Source organism: Georgenia sp. X1117 (assembly GCF_057784635.1).
In genome coordinates this window covers 1,767,888-1,783,865 of record NZ_CM173492.1, presented here as the reverse complement: position 1 = coordinate 1,783,865, position 15,978 = coordinate 1,767,888, and the positions used below count along the sequence as shown (strand labels likewise).

Genomic DNA, 15,978 nt, shown 5'->3' with positions numbered 1-15,978 from the left:
CCCTACCCGGCGGCCGCGGCGATGGCCTTGCGCACCCGCGTCGTCGAGACCTTGACCGGGGTGCCCAGCTGCTGGGCGAACAGGGAGACCCGCAGCTCCTCGACGAGCCAGCGCACCTCGCGCAGCCGCGCCTGGGCGTCGGGGTCGTCGCTGGCGCGGGACTGGGCCGCCTCGAGGGCGTCGACCATCTCCTGGACCTGCCAGGCCGCGGCGTCGTCGGCGTGCACGTTCTGCGCGGCCCGCTCGAGGCGGCGCTGGGCGGCCTTGAGGTACCGGGGCAGGTGGACGAGGTGGTCCGGGCCGGTCGCGGCCACGAAGCCGTCGTAGACCAGGTCGCCGACCGCCGCGCGCACGTCGGTGACCGCGCCGAGCAGGTGGATCGAGCTCGAGTCCTTGACCGTGGCCTGCAGCTCGCGCCAGGCGTTCATCACCTTGACCACAGTGCCGGCGAGCTCGAAGACCCGGTCCTCGAGCCGCGTGCGCACGTGCGCGACGAGCTCGTCGAACCGTCCCTTGTCCCGCAGCAGCCCGGCCCCGCCGCTCACGTGCTCGGCGCACCAGTCGTCGACGATCTCGGTGACCGCGGCCAGCTGGAGGTCGGCCACCAGCGCGCCCGTGCTCGGGTAGGGCGAGGAGGCCAGCGCGAGCGCGTCCTGACCGCCCCACCGGGTGCTCACCCGCTGCTCGGGCAGCGCCGTGGCGGCCAGTGCCAGCCGACGCACGCCGAGCCGGTGCGCGCGGACCTGGGAACCGGCGTCGGGCAGGACCCGCAGGGCCACCGAGGTGGCCTCCTCGACGAGTGCGGGGTAGCCGCGCACGACCAGCCCCGCCGGCCCGATCGTCTCCACGCTGGCCGGGATCGTCCCCTCCTGCACGTCCGGCCAGGTGGTCAGGCCCTCCTGCTCGACGGCGGTCGCGGCCCCGGGAGCGGCCCCCGCCGCGGGGTCGGCGGCCTTCGTAGCGGCCTCGCCCGAGCCCGAGCCCGAGCCCGAGCCCGAGCCCGCGCCACGGCCGCCGGAGGAGCGGCCCCCGCGCCCGCCGGCACCGGACCCACGCGCACCGGACTGACCGGCACCGGACCCACGGGCGCCCCCGGCGCCCTCCCCGGCGGCGGCCTGCGCCTCGGCCATGGCCACCGCGACGGCGCCGCGCACCGCCGAGGCGACCGCGCTCTCGACGGCGGGGGCCAGCTCGCGCTGCAGGGCGAGCAGCGAGTCGCCCTCGCCGAGGACGGCGCCCTTGGCGGAGACGACCCGGAACTTCATCCGCAGGTGACCGGGCAGCTCGCTGGCCTCGTCCCAGGCGGCGTCGTCGATCTCGACCCCGCGGACCTCGCGCACCGCGGCGGTGAAGGCGTCCTGCCAGGCCGGCACCGCGGCGGGGCCGACCCGGCCGCCCTTCGCCTCGGCGTCGCCGGGCGCGGCGGCGACGGCGTCGTGCCAGTCGGGCATCGCGGCCACGACGGCGCGGGCCACGTCCGGGGCGGGCACGAGCTCGCGGCGCACCCGCTTGGGCAGGGCGCGGATCGTGGCCACCGCCAGCTCGTCGACGTAGCTCGGCACGAGCCAGTCGAAACCTTCGGGGTGCAGGCGGCCGAGCACCTCGACCGGGACGGTGACGGTGATGCCGTCCGACCAGCTCCCCGGCGTGAAGTCGTAGGTCAGCGGCAGGGTGAGGTCGCCCTGGCGCCAGGTCGACGGCTGGTCGGCCTCGGAGAGCGGGTTGTCCGGCACGAGGTCGGCGAGGGTGAGGGTGAGCAGGTCCGGGCTCTCCCGCTTCGTCCTCTTCCACCAGGTGTCGAAGTGGCGGGCGGAGACGGCCTCGGCGCCGACCCGCTCGTCATAGAAGGCGAACAGGGTGTCCTCGTCCCCTACGACGCCGTGGCGGCGCAGCCGTGCCTCGACCTCGCGCGCCTCCTCGAGCACCGCCGCGTTGTCGGTGACGAAGCGGTGGTGGGTGCGCCACTGGCCCTCGACCAGCGCGTGGCGGACGAACATCTCCCGGGCCAGCTCGGCGGCGGTGACGTCCCCGAACCGGGTCTCGCCGAGCCGGCCGAGCAGGACGGGCCGGTCGGCGGCCAGCGTCATCCCGTACAGCAGGACCCGCTCCTTGACCATGGCGGCCCCGTTGCGCGTGGACCAGTACGGCTCGGAATAGGTGCGCCGCAGGAGGTGGCCGGCGGCCCGCTCCACCCAGTCGGGGTTGACCCGCGCGACCGTGCGGGCGAACAGCCGCGAGGTCTCGACGAGCTCGGCGGCCATCACCCACGGGTAGGTCTTCTTCGACAGACCCGACCCGGGCCAGACGACGAACCGTGTCCCGCGCGCCCCGGCGTAGTCCCGCTTGCGCTCGTCGTAGGACCCGAGGTTGGACAGCAGGCCGGTGAGCAGCGCCTGGTGCACGGAGTCGGCGCTCGCGGCGTCCGCGCCGCGACCCGTCCCCACCACGGTGGCGGCGACGAGGTCGGTGTCCGGGGTGTCGACCTCGCCCGCCGGCGGCAGGGCCAGGGGCCGCAGGTGCAGGCCGAGCGGCTTGGCGAGCTGGCGCAGCTGGACGACGACGTCCTGCCACTCGCGGATGCGCAGGTAGTTGAGGTACTCGCCCTTGACGGTGCGCCGGAACTGGTTGCCGGACAGGTCGCGCTGGAGGGTGCGCAGGTAGCGCCACAGGTTGAGGTAGGCGAGGAAGTCGGAGGTGTCGTCGGTGAAGCGGCGGTGCTTGGCGTCGGCCGGGGCCTGCTTCTCCACGGGACGCTCGCGCACGTCCTGCACGGACAGGGCCGCGACGACGATCATCACCTCTGCGGCGCAGCCGAGCCGCTCCGCCTCGAGCAGCATGCGGCCCAGCCGGGGGTCGACGGGCAGGCGGGCCAGGTCCCGGCCCACGCGGGTCAGCTCGGTCGAGCCGGGCTCGAGGGCGCCGATCTCCTCGAGCTGCTGCACGCCGTCGCGCACGGCCTTGGTGTCGGGCGGGTCGACGAAGGGGAAGCTCGCGACGTCGCCGAGCCCGAGCGCGGCCATCTGGAGGATGACTGAGGCCAGCGAGGTGCGCAGGATCTCGGGCTCGGTGAACTCCTCGCGGTTCTCGAGGTCGCGGCGCGAGTAGAGGCGGATGGCGATGCCGTCGGCGATGCGGCCCGAGCGGCCCGAGCGCTGGTTGGCGCTGGCCTGGGAGACCGGCTCGATGGGCAGGCGCTGGACCTTGGTGCGGGTGGAGTACCGGGAGATGCGGGCGGTGCCGGGGTCGATGACGTAGTGGATGCCCGGCACCGTCAGCGAGGTCTCGGCGACGTTCGTGGCGAGCACGACCCGCCGCGTGGCGTGCGGGGCGAAGACGCGGTGCTGCTCGGCGGCGGTCAGCCGCGCGTACAGCGGGAGGATCTCCACCGCCCCGGGCACGGTCGACCGGCCCCCGGGCTCGATATACCTCTCCCCGAGGTGCTCGGCGAAGGCGACGTGCGTGTCGCGGATCTCGCGCTCGCCGGACAGGAACACGAGGATGTCGCCAGGCCCCTCGGCCTCGAGCTCGTCGAAGGCCTCGAGGATGCCGGTGACCTGGTCGATGGGCTCCTCGTGCGCGGCCCCGGCGCTCGGGGTGGGGCCGGCGTCCGCGCCGTCGTCGGGCTCGTCCTCGGCGTCGGGGACCAGGGGGCGGTAGCGGATCTCGACCGGGTAGGTCCGGCCCGTCACCTCGACGACGGGCGCCGGCCCGTCCATCCCGGCCGCCTTCCCGAAGTGCTCGGCGAAGCGGGCGGAGTCGATCGTGGCGGAGGTGATGATGAGCTTGAGGTCGGGCCGCCTCGGCAGCAGCTGGGCGAGGTAGCCCAGGAGGAAGTCGATGTTGAGGGACCGTTCGTGCGCCTCGTCGACGATGATCGTGTCGTAGCGGCGCAGCATCGGGTCGCGCTGGATCTCGGCCAGCAGGATGCCGTCGGTCATCAGCTTGACCAGGGAGGTCTCGGAGACCTCGTCGGTGAAGCGGACCTGGAAGCCGACCTGCCTGCCGACCTCGACGCCGAGCTCGGAGGCGAGCCGCTCGGCCACCGAGCGCGCGGCGATCCGGCGGGGCTGGGTGTGGCCGATCATGCCCTTGACGCCGCGCCCGAGGTCGAGGCAGATCTTCGGCAGCTGGGTGGTCTTGCCCGAGCCGGTCTCGCCCGCGACGACGACCACCTGGTGGCTCGCGATCGCCGCCGCGATCTCGAAGCGGCGCTCGGCGACCGGGAGCTCCTCCGGGTAGGAGATGACCGGGACCGCCGCCCGGCGCCGCTCGACCTGCTCGGGGGTGAGGGGACGGGGGGCGTGCGCGACCCGGTCGGCGCCGCCCGCCGCGCCGCGTCCCCGACGACGCCGAGAGCCGCGACGGCGCGCGGGGGCGCCGTCGGCGCTCGGCGCGGGGTCGCGGTCGGTGGAGGTCACGGGCACCCATTGTTCGTCATGTCCGCCCCAGGATGCACCGCGATACCGCTTGCAGGCGGCGGGAGAGGATGGTCCGTGGTTCGGCCGGGGGCAGGCCGACGGCCCTGTCGGGACGGGCGGGGGAGAGGTGCTCGGCCACCCGCGACCACCGGGACGACGTCGTGGCCGACGATGGAGGGATGCGCAGGTTCCTCCTCCGGCTGGCCGCCGTCCTCGCGGCGCTCGCCGCCGTGGCCGCGCTCTACACCCTGCGACCGGTGCTGCTCGGGGAGCGCATCCCGGTGGCCCAGGTCGTCGCGCTCAAGGGCCTGCTGGCCGCGGGACTCGTCGGCCTGGGGGTGCTCCTCGCGGCCGTGGCGCTCGCCGTCCTGCTCGCGCGTCGGTCCCACGGGCGGCACGCGAGCGTCGGGGCCGGCGCCGACGCGGACGCCGGATCAGGCACGGCCGGAACCGACGCGGACGCCGGCCACACGACCGCGACCGTCGAACCCGACCTCCCGGCCGCGACCGCCCCGTCCCGCTCGCGCACCTCCCGCGCCGCGGTCGTCCTCCTGGTCAGCGGCGTCGTCACCGCCCTGGCCGGGGCCACGCACGGGCTCACCCTCATGGACCGCGGCACCGAGAACGACGAGCTGCCCGCCGCCGGCGGACCACCGACCCCACGGTCCTTCACCGTCCTCACCCTCAACACCCTCGGCGGCGCGTCGACCCCGGTGCAGGTCGCCGAGCACGCCACCACCGTCGGCGCGGACGTCCTCGCCCTGCCCGAGACCTCCGCCGAGCTCGCCGGGCGCATCGAGGCGCTCCTGGAGCAGGACACGGGCGAGGGCTGGACCGCCTGGACCGACGGCGAGGGCCGGGTCGCGGCCACCTCGATGGTCGTCGCCGACGCCCTGGGGCCCTACGAGCAGCGTCTTGGCGCCGGGATCGGCAGCTTCGGCCGCGTGCACCTCGAGCCCACCGGGTCCGACCCGGACCAGCCGGTGCTCGTCGCGGCGCACCCGCTGCCCCCGGTGCGGGGCAACATGACCGACTGGCGCGCGGAGAACCTCGGCCTGGTCGCCATGTGCGAGCGGGCCCGGCGCCCCACCGTCATCGCCGGCGACCTCAACATGAGCGTCGACCACCGGACGCTGTCCGGCGTCGCCGACGGGCGCGGGCCCTGCCAGGACGCCGGCCTGGACGCGGGCATCGGCGGCATCGCCACCTGGCCGGCGTCGTGGCCCACCTGGGCGGGCTCGGTCATCGACCACGTGCTCGTCGCGGGCGGCCTGCGCGGGGCGGCGGGGAGCGTGGACGAGGTCGGGGGATCGGACCACCGCGCCGTCGTCACCGAGCTGCGCCTGACCGGCGGCAGCTAGACATGCCCGCTCCGGCGGCCCTGTCCAGGCCGCCCCGCTCAGGCGGCCGGGCTCACGCTCCTGCGCGGCCGGCCGCGGCCCCGCTTGCGGGCGATGACCACGCCGCCGGCGAACACCTCGCCGCCCCACACGCCCCAGGGCTCCTGGCGCTCGAGCGCGCCGGCCAAGCACTCGCGCAGGATCGGGCAGGTGCGGCACATCGCCTTGGCGCGCTCGGTCTCCGCCTCGTGCTCGGCGAACCACAGGTCGGCCTGGCCGGGGGCCTCGCAGGGCAGGTTCACGGGGTGCTCCGTGCGGGCGCCGCCGCGTCGTCGGTCGCCGGCTCGTCGGGGCCCTCGTCGGCGGTCTCGTCGTCGTCGGGGAGCTCGACCCCGCGCAGGCCGCGCACGAGGAGGACGATCGTGGCGACGCCGAGGAGGAGCGCCGCGGCGTAGGCGGCCACGGTTCCCTCGGTCCAGGCGACGTCGACGACGCGCAGCAGCTCCGCTCCCGCGCTCGCGTCGGGAAGCTCCCCCGCGACGGCCACCGCCGCGCCGGGGCTCTCCGCGGCGCTCGCCAGGTCGACGGGTGGGACGGCGTCGGGCGCTCGGGCATGCACGCCGCGACCGAAGACGATCGCGGCGAGACTGCCGAGCAGGCCGATCCCACCCGCCGCACCGAGGCTCGCACTGATGTCCTGGACCGCGACCGCCGGACCGGTCTGCTGCCGCGGCACCGCGGTGACCATGAGCTGGGCGCCGAGCACCATCGCCGGACTCATCCCGAACGAGGTGACCGTCATCCCCGTGGCGAACAGGGCCAGGTCAGGACGCGTCGTGAGTGCGACGACGATGACGGCGGTGCCGATCAGCCCGATGCTCATGCTCGCGGTCATCACGGCCCGTGGCGTGAAGCGCCGGGTGAGCGCCGGTGTCAGTGCGGTCGAGCCGATCGCCGCGACGCCCGGGGCGACCATGACGAGCCCCAGGGTGGCGGTGGAGATTCCCTGCACGACCTGCAGGTACTGGACGAGGATGAAGTCGGCCGCCATGAAGATGGCCTGCGCGAGGAGGAAGAACATCGTCACCACGCGCAGGACGCGGATCGTGAACAGGTCGAGGTCCAGCAGCGGGTTGGGGATGCGTCGCTGACGCCGGACGAACCTTGCGCCCAGCCCGAGCCCCGCGCCGACGGCCAGCCCGTAGGCGAGGGTGAGACCCTGGTCGGCGATCTCCTGCAGCGCGAAGACGGCCAGCATGATCGCCGCCATCGACAGCACCACGCTCGTGAGGTCGATCCGGTCGGACGTCCTCTCGTCGGTGCGCGGGAAGAGCGCCAGCCCGCCGGCGAGCGCGAGGGCGGCCACCGGGACGTTGACGAGGAAGGCGGACCCCCACCAGAAGTGCTCCAGCAGTGCCCCGGTCAACGGCGGCCCCAGGGCGGCACCCACGGGGAAGGCGCCCATGACGACGGCGAAGGCGATGCCGTGGTGCCGGGAGCTCGTGAACAGGTGGCGGAGCATCGCCAGGGCCGCGGGGGTCACCGCGGCGGTGGCGAGCCCGATGAGGACCCGGGCGACGAGCAGCACCTCGGCGGTCGGTGCGTACGCCGCGAGCGCGGAGCCGATCCCGTACAGGAGGAGCGCGAGCAGGAGCATCGTGCGCGGCCCGACCCGTCCGGTGAGCCACCCCATCGTGATGAGCGTGCCTGCCGCGACGAGCTCGCCGACGTGCACCAGCCAGAGCATCTGGGTGCTGCTGGGGGCGAGATCGGCGGCGACGGCGGGCATCGCCAGGAAGATCGCGGTGATGTCAGTCGCCATCATGAACAGGGGCAGTCCGAGCAGGACGAGCGCGGCCCAGTGGCGCCAGGTGGGGCTCGTCGTGGGGGAGGTCATGCGCTCTCCTCAGGATTGATTACGTGACGTCATGTCACGCTAAGTGCCTCCGGAACGCACCACAAGGGGTTTAGTTACAGTTCGACCCGTAATGTCAATCGACTACGATGTCGCCATGAACGCGACCGCGAGCTCCTCGGGAGCGGGCCGCCCGCGCGATGCCCAGATCGACGAGGCCGTCACCGCCGCGACGCTCGAGCTGCTGGACGAGGAGGGCTACCTCGGGGTGACCTTCGGCGAGGTGGCCCGGCGGGCCGGCACGTCCCGGCCCGCGATCTACCGCCGTCACTCGAGCCGTGCGGAGCTGGTCCTGGCGGCGATCGAGGGCCGCCTGAGCAGCCCGACGCCGCCGGACCACGGCTGCACGCTGTGCGACGTCGGCGACGCCCTGACCCTCTACCTCGACCTCTACCGCACCATCGCGCCCGAGGTCTTCACCGCCCTGTACGCCGACTGCGCCCAGGACCCTGACCTGCGCGAGCGCTACCTGCAGGTGGCGATCGAGCCGACCCGCGGCGCGGTCCGCACCACGCTGGGGCGGGCGGTCGAGCGCGGTGACCTGCGCCCGGACGTCGACGTCGAGCTGCTGCTGGACATCGTCGCCTCGCTGACCCACTTCCGCGTCCTGGCGGGGGAGCACCAGAGCAACGTGGAGGCCGACAGCGTCGTGACGGCGCTGCTGCGCGGGGCGGCCCTCGACTACGACGCGCTCGTCGAGCACAGTCGCTCCCTCGCGAGCCCGCACCCTGACGGCGCGGCGCACTGCTGACCCGCGCCACGGCGCGCCCCCGGCGACGTCGGGCCGCACGGCCGGCGACGCCGAGCCGCACCCGCAGCGGGCACGAACAGCACCCGCCTCGGGCGGGGGCGTGACGCGTTCGAGAGCCTCCGGTGAGTAGGCCACCGCCGCCTCCTGCGCGACACTGGGCCGGTGCGCATCGTCATCTGGGTGGTCGTCGCCGTGCTCGGCCTGCTCGCCGCCCTCACCCTCGCCCCCGAGCTTCCGGGCCGGATCATCCCCCCGCTGGAGGGGATCTCCGGGGTCACCCCCGTGGCCCAGGTCGTGGCGCTCAAGGGCTGGCTCGTCCTCACGCTGACCGTCATCGGCATCGTGTTCCTCATCATCGGCCTCGTGCGGCGCCAGCTCATCCGCGCCGGCGCCGGCGCGATGGTGCTCGGCGGGATCTTCCTCGTCGTCGCGGTCGCGCACCTGGTGGTGATGTTCGACCGGGGCACCTCCGCGGCGACCTCGATCAGCCGGACGGACGACACCGCGGCCGTCCCCGACGGCGCCCTGACGGTGCTGACGATCAACATGGAGGAGGGCGACGTCTCTGGCGAGGAGCTGGCCGAACCGGTGATCGCCCAGGGTGTCGACGTCGTCGTCCTGCCCGAGATGCTCGCCGAGGACGCGCAGGCGCTCGCCGCCACGCTGACGGAGGACGGGCATCCGTTCACCGCCCACGGCGCGGGCTCGGCCACCGAGGACCGCGGGGCGACCTCGGTACTGCTGGCCGACTCCCTGGGCGCCTACGTCCCCGTCGACGCCGAGCCGACCGCCGAGGTCCTCGCCCTGCGCCCGACCTCCGGGGTGGGGCCGACCATCGTCGCGGTGCACCCCACGGCCCCGCGCCCCGACGCGATGGACGTCTGGCGCACGCAGGTCGGGGAGGCGCTGACCTGGTGCCGCACCGGCTCCGGACCGGTGGTGGTCGCCGGCGGGCTCAACGCCACGGTCGATCACGGCCCGGCCCGGGACCTCGGCCGCTGCATCGACGGCGCGCAGGAGGCCGGCCTCGGCGCCGTGGGGACCTGGCCCGCGGACATCCCGTGGTTCTTCGGCTCCCCGATCGACCGGATCCTCGTCGACGAGGCCAGCTACACCGTCGCCGAGGGCGCCGTCTTCGACGTCGGGCGGGCCTCGCACCGGGCGCTGGTCGTCCGCGTCGAGCCGGTGGGCTGAGCGCGACCCCCGGCCAGGCGTCGAGGCCCGACGTCGCGGCCCGACCGACAGTCCGGCCCCCGCGGCCCGGCGTCGCCCAAAAATCCGTGGGCGCGCCGGGGGCCGCGGTGCCACGCTTCCGAGGTGACGAGCGCCGACCCCATCACCGCCACCGGTCGCCCCGCCGGGCTGCCCGCCGGCGTCCACCTGCTCACGGTGGCCGCGCCGAGCGCCGCCGAGCTCGACGCCGGCGTCGTCCCGAGCGCGGCCTACCGCGCGGTGACCGAGATCGACGGCGAGTTCCTCCTCGAGATCCTCGGTGACCAGGACCTTCTCGGCGACCCCGAGACGCGCCTGCGCACCTTCGCGGACCGCAGCGCGGTGCACCGCGAGAACGTGCTCGCCGTCCGCGGCCCGGTGGCCGAGCGGATCGCCGCCGCGCACACCGGTGACGGACTGCCCGCGATCCCGGCCGGCGTCCCCGCGGGGGAGGACCCCACGCCGGCGGCCGACGACGTCATCGGCTACGCCGGCCTCGCGCTCGACCAGCTGGACAACACCGACAGCTTCGGCGTCGAGATCTTCGTCCGTGCCGCGCACCGCGGCCGCGGCACCGGCTCCGCGCTGTGGGACGCCGCCGTCGCCCTCGCGCGCGGCGCGGGCCGCACGCTGGCGCAGGGCTGGGTCGAGCACGCGTCGCCCGAGGGCGCGACCGACCGGATCGAGCCGACCCGCAGCGAGGGCGCCGTCGCCCTGGACCTCCCGGCCCGGTTCGCACTCTCCCGCGGCCTGGTCCTCGAGCAGATCGAGCGCCACTCCGTCGTCCACGTGGCCGGTCGGGCCGAGCAGTGGCGCGCCGCCCTGGCCGAGGCGCTGACCTTCGCCGCCGAGGGCGACGAGGTCGTCACCTGGGCCGGCGCGACCCCGCCCGAGGAGCGCGAGCACATCGCCGAGCTCATGCGGCGGATGAGCACCGACGTGCCCCTGGGCGGGCTGGACTGGCAGGAGGAGGCCTGGGACGCCGAGCGGGTGCGCACCTCGGAGGCCGCGCAGCTGGCCTCCGGGCACCGGACCTTCCTCACGACGGCGGTGCGCGACTCCCGCACGGGGGTCCTCGTCGGCTTCACGCGCCTGACGATCCCCCTGGGCCGGCCCGCCGCCTGGCAGGACGACACGATCGTCATGAAGGAGCACCGTGGCCGCCGGATCGGCACCGTGGTCAAGCTCGCCAACCAGCTCGCGCTGCTCGAGCAGCACCCCGGCGTCGAGCGGATCCACACGTGGAACGCCTTCGAGAACCGGCACATGCTCGACGTCAACCACGCCGTCGGCTTCGAGCTGGCCTCGCTGACCGGCGCCTGGCAGGGGCGGGTGGACTGAACCGGCTCAGGTCTCCGAGAGGCGGTCCGCCAGCGTGGCGAAGGCGTCCTTCCAGAATGTCTTGCGCTCGGCGACGGCGTCCCCGGACTCCAGCCCGGTGTGCTGGACGGACAGGCGCACCTTCTGCCGACCGTCCGCGCCGGGGGCGAGCTCGTCGATGCGCAGGGTGATCTTCGTGCCGTCGCGGGCCTTGAGCCGCACGGAGGTCGGCTCGGTGGCGCCGGTGGGCGTGACGTGCAGGTCGAGCCACTGCTCGCGGGTGTGGTTCTCGGCCAGGTAGGGCCACAGGTTCTGCGCGGAGACGTAGAGCGTCTTCGAGGCGGAGGCCTCCCAGGCGCCGTCGCGGCGCTGGCCCGGCTCCCGCAGTCCGCGGGCCTGCTCGTAGGATACCGTCACGCCCTGCGCCCACCAGCCGTCGACGTCGTGCTCCTCGCGCAGCCACGTGGCCGTGCGGGTGTGGTCCCAGCCGGTGGCCCCGGCCTCGTCGAGGAGCGCGAACCACTCCTCGCGGCCGCGGCCGGTGGACTCCCGGACCTTCTCGTCGCTGACGGACCGGTCGAGGGGGCGTGCTCCGGAGGACATGTGAGCCACACTACAAGCCGCGCCGCACGCGGGCCGGACGGCGGACCACGACCCGCGCTCCGACCGGGCCGCGCGCTACCAGCCGCGCGCCTCCCAGGCGTCGACCGAGCCGGCCTCGGCCCCCACGGTGGTCGGGTCGCCGTGCCCGGGTGCCACCGTCCAGGACGGGTCGAGGGTCATGAGGCGCTCGCGGATCGAGCGGATGACCTGGCCGAAGTCGCTGTAGTCCCAGCGGGTGGCGCCGGGGCCGCCGGGGAAGAGGGTGTCGCCGGTGAGCACCGTGGCGGCGTCGGGCACGAGGAAGGAGCACGCGCCGGGCGTGTGGCCGGGCGTGTGCGCCACGGTGACCCGGGCGCCGGCCACCTCGAGCACCTCGCCGTCGATGAGGTCCTCGGTGGGGCAGTGCTCGTGGGTGCGCTCGAGGAGGAAACGGTCGGCCGGGTGCAGGCGCGGGGTCACGCCCCACTCGGCGGCCAGCTCGGGGACGGGGCCCACGTGGTCCCAGTGCCCGTGCGTGAGAAGGATGCCCACCACGGTGCGGCCGCCGAGGCACGCGCGCACGGCGTCGGCGTCGTGGGCGGGGTCGACGACGAGGACCGCGCTCTCGTCGCCCACGAGGTAGGTGTTGTTGGGGAAGGCCCCGCCGTCGGGTCCGGTCCCGACGATCTCGTGCCGTTCGACCTGGATGGACATGGCGGGGCCTTCCTCAGACGTTCGGCGTCAGACCGACTCGACGGCGGTGACGGTCACCGGCACGTTGCCGCGGGTGGCCTTGGAGTAGGGGCACAGCTCGTGGGTGCGGTCGACGACGGCCTGCGCCTCGGTGAGGTCGAGGCCGGGGATGTGCACCTCGTGCTCGACGGTCAGGGCGAAGGACTCGCCCTCGGGGCCGAACCCGACCTTGGTGACGACGGTCGCCGCGGAGGTGTCGACGTTCTTCTCCTTGCCGGCCAGGCCCAGCGCGCCGGTGAAGCAGGCGCCGTAGCCCAGGGCGAAGAGCTGCTCGGGGTTGGTGCCCTCGCCGTTGCCGCCCATCTCCTTGGGGGAGGTGAACGTCAGCTCGAGCGTGGGGTTCTCGGACCTGCCGGAACCCGTGCGGCCACCGGTGTTGGTGGCGGTGGCGGTGTACACGATCTTCTCAGGTGTGTTGGCCATGTGAGCCAGCCCATCACCGATGGGCAGGACCCGCAACCAGTGCCCGGCGAGTCGGCGCACAATGGGGCCCCGTGACCACCACGCACCCCGAGGACCGCTCCGCGCCCGAGCCGGCCCAGCTGCGCCGGTGGCGCCGTCACCTGGCCGAGGAACGGGCCGAGGAGGCGGTCTACCGCAACCTGGCCGCGCGCCGATCCGGCGAGGAGCGGGACATCCTGCTCGGCCTCGCCGACGCGGAGAAGCGCCACCAGCAGCACTGGGTCGAGCTCCTCGGGCCGCACGCCGGCAGGCCCGGGCGTGCCTCGCTGCGGGGGCGCCTCCTGGCGTGGCTCGCCCGCCGCTTCGGCTCGGTGTTCGTCCTCGCGCTCGCCCAGCGTGCGGAGATGCGTTCCGCCTACGACGACGAGGACGACGCCACCGACCAGATGGCCGCCGACGAGCGCGTCCACGGCGAGGTGGTGCGGGCGCTCGCCGCCCGCGGGCGGGCGCGCATGTCCGGGACCTTCCGGGCCGCGGTGTTCGGCGCCAACGACGGCCTGGTCTCCAACCTCGCGCTCGTGCTGGGCATCGGCGCGACCGGGGTGTCGACCTCGATCGTGCTGGCCACCGGCATCTCCGGCCTGCTGGCCGGGGCCCTGTCGATGGGCGCGGGGGAGTACGTCTCGGTGCGCAGCCAGCGCGAGCTGCTCGAATCCTCCCGGCCGACCACCCGCAGCGCGGAGGTGGTCCCGGCGCTCGACGTCGACGCCAACGAGCTGGCCCTGCTCTACCGCGCCCGCGGCATGCCCGCCGACGAGGCCGACGCGCACGCCCGCGCGGTCCTCGCCGCGCACGGTGCCGGGCCGGGCGGGGCGGCCGGGGAGCACGGGCGTCCGACGGCGCCGGGTGCGGCCGAGGGGGCCGGCGCGGGTGCGGTTGCCGGTGCGGGTACGGAGTCCACCGGTGCCCCGGACACCGGATCCGGCGCCACGGGTGCCCCGGACGCCGCCGGGGACGCCGGCGCGGACTACGAGGAGATCGGCACCGCCTGGCAGGCGGCCGGCTCGAGCTTCCTCTTCTTCTCCTCGGGAGCGATCATCCCCGTCCTGCCCTACCTGTTCGGCATGAGCGGGATCCTCGCCGTCGTCGTGGCGAGCGTGCTGGTGGGCCTCGCCCTGCTGGCCACCGGCGCGACGGTCGGCGTCCTCTCCGGTTCGGCACCCCTGCCGCGCGCGCTGCGCCAGCTGGCCATCGGCTACGGGGCGGCCGCCGTGACGTACATCCTCGGTCTGCTGTTCGGCGGCGCCGTAGGCTGACCGCGCCGGTTGAGGTCCGACATGACGAAGGAGCTGTCGTATGCGCGTGGTCGTGGCACCCGACTCGTTCAAGGAGTCGATCGAGGCGGCCGACGCCGCAGCCACCATGGCGGACGGGGTACGCGACGCCGTCCCGGACGCGCAGGTCGTCGAGCTGCCCATGTCCGACGGCGGGGAGGGCTTCACCGACTCCCTCGCCGCCGCGCTGGGCGCCCGCATCGTCGAGGTCCCTGTCCACGACGCCCTCGGGCGCGAGGTCACCGGCCGGATCGCCGTCGCCGAGGGGCGCGCCGTCCTCGAGGTGGCCTCCGCCGTCGGGCTGGGCATGATCGACCCGGCCGAGCGCGACGTCATGGGCGCCGACTCCACCGGCGTGGGCGAGCTCGTGCTCGCGGCGCTGGAGGAGGGGGTCGGCGAGATCGTCGTCGGCCTGGGCGGCTCGGCCACCAACGACGCCGGCGCCGGCATGCTGCGGGCGCTCGGCCTGCGCTTCCTCGACGCCGACGGGGCGGAGCTCGGCACCACCCCGCGCGAGCTGGCCGCGCTGGCCTCGATCGACGTCGCCGGGCTCGACCCGCGCCTCGCGGGCGTGCGCGTGCAGGCCGCCTGCGACGTGACCAACCCGCTGCTGGGCGAGAGCGGGGCGAGCGCCGTGTTCGGCCCCCAGAAGGGCGCCGACGCCGCGCAGGTCGCCGAGCTCGACGCGATCCTCGCGCGCGTGGCCGAGGTGGCCGGCCACGCCGACGAGGGTGGGGCTGCGCAGGCGCCCGGCGCGGGGGCGGCCGGCGGGCTGGGCTACGCGCTCATCGGGTTCCTCGGCGCCTCGATGCGCCCCGGCGTCGAGCTCGTCGTGGAGACGGTGGGCCTGGCCGAGGCCGTGGCGGGCGCCGACCTCGTGCTCACCGGCGAGGGGTCCGTGGACGCCCAGACGCTCTACGGCAAGACCCCGGCCGGGGTGGCCTTGGTGGCGGCAACCGCCGGCGTGCCCGCCGTCGTGCTCGCCGGGCGCGTGGCCGACGACGCGGCGGTCCTTCTCGAGCACGGCGTGACCGCGCTCGTGCCGATCGTGCCCGGTGTGACCGACCTGTCCACGGCGCTCGCCGAGGGCGGGACGAACCTGCGTCGCGCCAGCACCATGGTCACCCGTCTGTTCGCCGCGGGGCGCGCCCGGTCCTGAGGCGAGGGCGCGCGGCTGTCTCACAGTGAGACGAGGTGGACCCGGTGTCTCACTGTGAGACAGAGCCGGCACGGTGTCTCACAGTGAGACGGCTGCCTGCCGTGGGCGCCCTCAGGGGGCGAGCGCCGCAAGCTCCTCGGGGGTTCCGGTCATGATCGTGGCGGCGTGCTCGGTGATCGTCTCGACGGGCCAGTCCCACCAGCGCACGCGCAGCAGGGTGTCGATCTCCTCGGCGGAGAACCGCGTGCGGACCACGCGGGCGGGGTTGCCGGCGACCACCTCGTAGGGCCCGACGTCCTTCGTGACGACGGCCCGGGCACCGACGATCGCGCCGTCGCCGATCCGCACGCCCGGCAGGATCATCGCCTCCCGCCCGATCCACACGTCATTGCCGACCACCGTGTCGCCCGGCTGCTCGATCCCCTGGAAGGCATCGAGCGTGCGAGCCGTCCAGTCGCCGCCGAACATCGTGAACGGGTAGGTCGACGGGCCGACGGTGGGGTGGTTGCCGCCGGGCATGACGAACGTCGCGCGGGGACCGATCGCGCAGAATCGGCCGAGCACGAGGCGTTGGGGTCCGTGGAGGTAGCGGACGTTGGCCTGCTCGAACGGCGTGGGGTCGCCCTCGTCGTCGTGGTAGGTGAAGCCTCCCGCCTCGACGAGCCCGGTGGTCAGAGTGGGCCGCAGGAACACCACGTTCGTCAGGTCGCCACGCGTGGTGGGATGGCGGTGGGTGGGATCCGGGACGTGGCTCATGGGTGACCCGTACCGTTCCGGCCGGCCGCCTGCTCC

Annotated in this window: 12 protein-coding genes and 1 pseudogene; 6 read left to right on the top strand and 7 right to left on the bottom strand. The window is 74.8% G+C overall.

The genetic code is table 11. The features are described 5' to 3' along the window. Window positions 1-2: 2 nt before the first annotated feature. Window positions 3-4,418 carry an ATP-dependent RNA helicase HrpA gene (gene hrpA / locus AC3D3D_RS08160; protein WP_463663133.1) on the bottom strand — a complete coding sequence of 1,472 codons (4,416 nt, stop codon included), beginning with the start codon at window positions 4,416-4,418 and terminating at the stop codon, window positions 3-5. Between the two features lie 179 nt (window positions 4,419-4,597). Between hrpA and AC3D3D_RS08155 the strand changes: the two genes are divergently transcribed. Further along, the gene (locus AC3D3D_RS08155) at window positions 4,598-5,779 is read left to right on the top strand and encodes an endonuclease/exonuclease/phosphatase family protein (RefSeq protein WP_463663132.1); all 1,182 of its coding nucleotides are present in this window, start codon (window positions 4,598-4,600) and stop codon (window positions 5,777-5,779) included. 38 nt (window positions 5,780-5,817) lie between these two features. Here the strand turns inward: AC3D3D_RS08155 and AC3D3D_RS08150 are convergent. Continuing rightward, a pseudogene (locus AC3D3D_RS08150) lies at window positions 5,818-6,054 on the bottom strand (WhiB family transcriptional regulator); the annotation flags it as partial. Window positions 6,055-6,056: 2 nt separating this feature from the next. After that, window positions 6,057-7,655, bottom strand: coding sequence for an MFS transporter (locus AC3D3D_RS08145; protein WP_463663131.1), 1,599 nt, complete (start codon window positions 7,653-7,655; stop codon window positions 6,057-6,059). A 115-nt stretch (window positions 7,656-7,770) separates the two neighbouring features. Between AC3D3D_RS08145 and AC3D3D_RS08140 the strand changes: the two genes are divergently transcribed. The 3 genes from AC3D3D_RS08140 (at window position 7,771) to AC3D3D_RS08130 (ending at window position 10,977) form a co-directional block, all read left to right on the top strand. Next, entirely contained in the window at window positions 7,771-8,424 is a 654-nt protein-coding gene (locus AC3D3D_RS08140) for a TetR/AcrR family transcriptional regulator (RefSeq protein ID WP_463663130.1), read from the top strand. A 162-nt stretch (window positions 8,425-8,586) separates the two neighbouring features. Then, window positions 8,587-9,618 carry an endonuclease/exonuclease/phosphatase family protein gene (locus AC3D3D_RS08135; protein WP_463663129.1) on the top strand — a complete coding sequence of 344 codons (1,032 nt, stop codon included), beginning with the start codon at window positions 8,587-8,589 and terminating at the stop codon, window positions 9,616-9,618. A 123-nt stretch (window positions 9,619-9,741) separates the two neighbouring features. After that, window positions 9,742-10,977, top strand: a complete 1,236-nt coding sequence (locus AC3D3D_RS08130) for a GNAT family N-acetyltransferase (protein ID WP_463663128.1) — start codon at window positions 9,742-9,744, stop codon at window positions 10,975-10,977. 6 nt (window positions 10,978-10,983) lie between these two features. Here AC3D3D_RS08130 and AC3D3D_RS08125 read toward each other — a convergent pair whose 3' ends face one another. The 3 genes from AC3D3D_RS08125 to AC3D3D_RS08115 form a co-directional block, all read right to left on the bottom strand. Next, window positions 10,984-11,559 (bottom strand): DUF4287 domain-containing protein, encoded by a 576-nt coding sequence (locus AC3D3D_RS08125; RefSeq protein WP_463663127.1) that lies wholly within the window; start codon window positions 11,557-11,559, stop codon window positions 10,984-10,986. Between the two features lie 75 nt (window positions 11,560-11,634). Next, window positions 11,635-12,252: an MBL fold metallo-hydrolase gene (locus tag AC3D3D_RS08120; RefSeq protein ID WP_463663126.1), complete on the bottom strand. Its 618-nt coding sequence runs from the start codon at window positions 12,250-12,252 to the stop codon at window positions 11,635-11,637. 27 nt (window positions 12,253-12,279) lie between these two features. Next, window positions 12,280-12,714 (bottom strand): organic hydroperoxide resistance protein, encoded by a 435-nt coding sequence (locus AC3D3D_RS08115; RefSeq protein ID WP_463663125.1) that lies wholly within the window; start codon window positions 12,712-12,714, stop codon window positions 12,280-12,282. A 71-nt stretch (window positions 12,715-12,785) separates the two neighbouring features. Here AC3D3D_RS08115 and AC3D3D_RS08110 point away from each other — a divergent pair, with 71 nt between their 5' ends. Continuing rightward, a complete protein-coding gene (locus tag AC3D3D_RS08110; protein ID WP_463663124.1) occupies window positions 12,786-14,009 on the top strand; it encodes a VIT1/CCC1 transporter family protein in 1,224 nt (407 codons plus the stop codon). A 40-nt stretch (window positions 14,010-14,049) separates the two neighbouring features. Then, entirely contained in the window at window positions 14,050-15,186 is a 1,137-nt protein-coding gene (locus AC3D3D_RS08105) for a glycerate kinase (RefSeq protein WP_463663123.1), read from the top strand. A 111-nt stretch (window positions 15,187-15,297) separates the two neighbouring features. On the opposite strand, the gene AC3D3D_RS08100 is transcribed toward AC3D3D_RS08105, so the two are convergent. Next, complete coding sequence (locus AC3D3D_RS08100; RefSeq protein ID WP_463663122.1) at window positions 15,298-15,942, bottom strand: CatB-related O-acetyltransferase; 645 nt, start codon at window positions 15,940-15,942, stop codon at window positions 15,298-15,300. Window positions 15,943-15,978 lie beyond the last annotated feature (36 nt).

Bases quoted from the DNA above. Each gene is read 5' to 3' on its own strand.
- AC3D3D_RS08155 (WP_463663132.1), top strand. From the start codon at position 4,598: ATGCGCAGGTTCCTCCTCCGGCTGGCCGCCGTCCTCGCGGCGCTCGCC.
- AC3D3D_RS08145 (WP_463663131.1), bottom strand. From the start codon at position 7,655: ATGACCTCCCCCACGACGAGCCCCACCTGGCGCCACTGGGCCGCGCTC.
- AC3D3D_RS08140 (WP_463663130.1), top strand. From the start codon at position 7,771: ATGAACGCGACCGCGAGCTCCTCGGGAGCGGGCCGCCCGCGCGATGCC.
- AC3D3D_RS08125 (WP_463663127.1), bottom strand. From the start codon at position 11,559: ATGTCCTCCGGAGCACGCCCCCTCGACCGGTCCGTCAGCGACGAGAAG.
- AC3D3D_RS08120 (WP_463663126.1), bottom strand. From the start codon at position 12,252: ATGTCCATCCAGGTCGAACGGCACGAGATCGTCGGGACCGGACCCGAC.
- AC3D3D_RS08115 (WP_463663125.1), bottom strand. From the start codon at position 12,714: ATGGCCAACACACCTGAGAAGATCGTGTACACCGCCACCGCCACCAAC.
- AC3D3D_RS08105 (WP_463663123.1), top strand. From the start codon at position 14,050: ATGCGCGTGGTCGTGGCACCCGACTCGTTCAAGGAGTCGATCGAGGCG.
- AC3D3D_RS08100 (WP_463663122.1), bottom strand. From the start codon at position 15,942: ATGAGCCACGTCCCGGATCCCACCCACCGCCATCCCACCACGCGTGGC.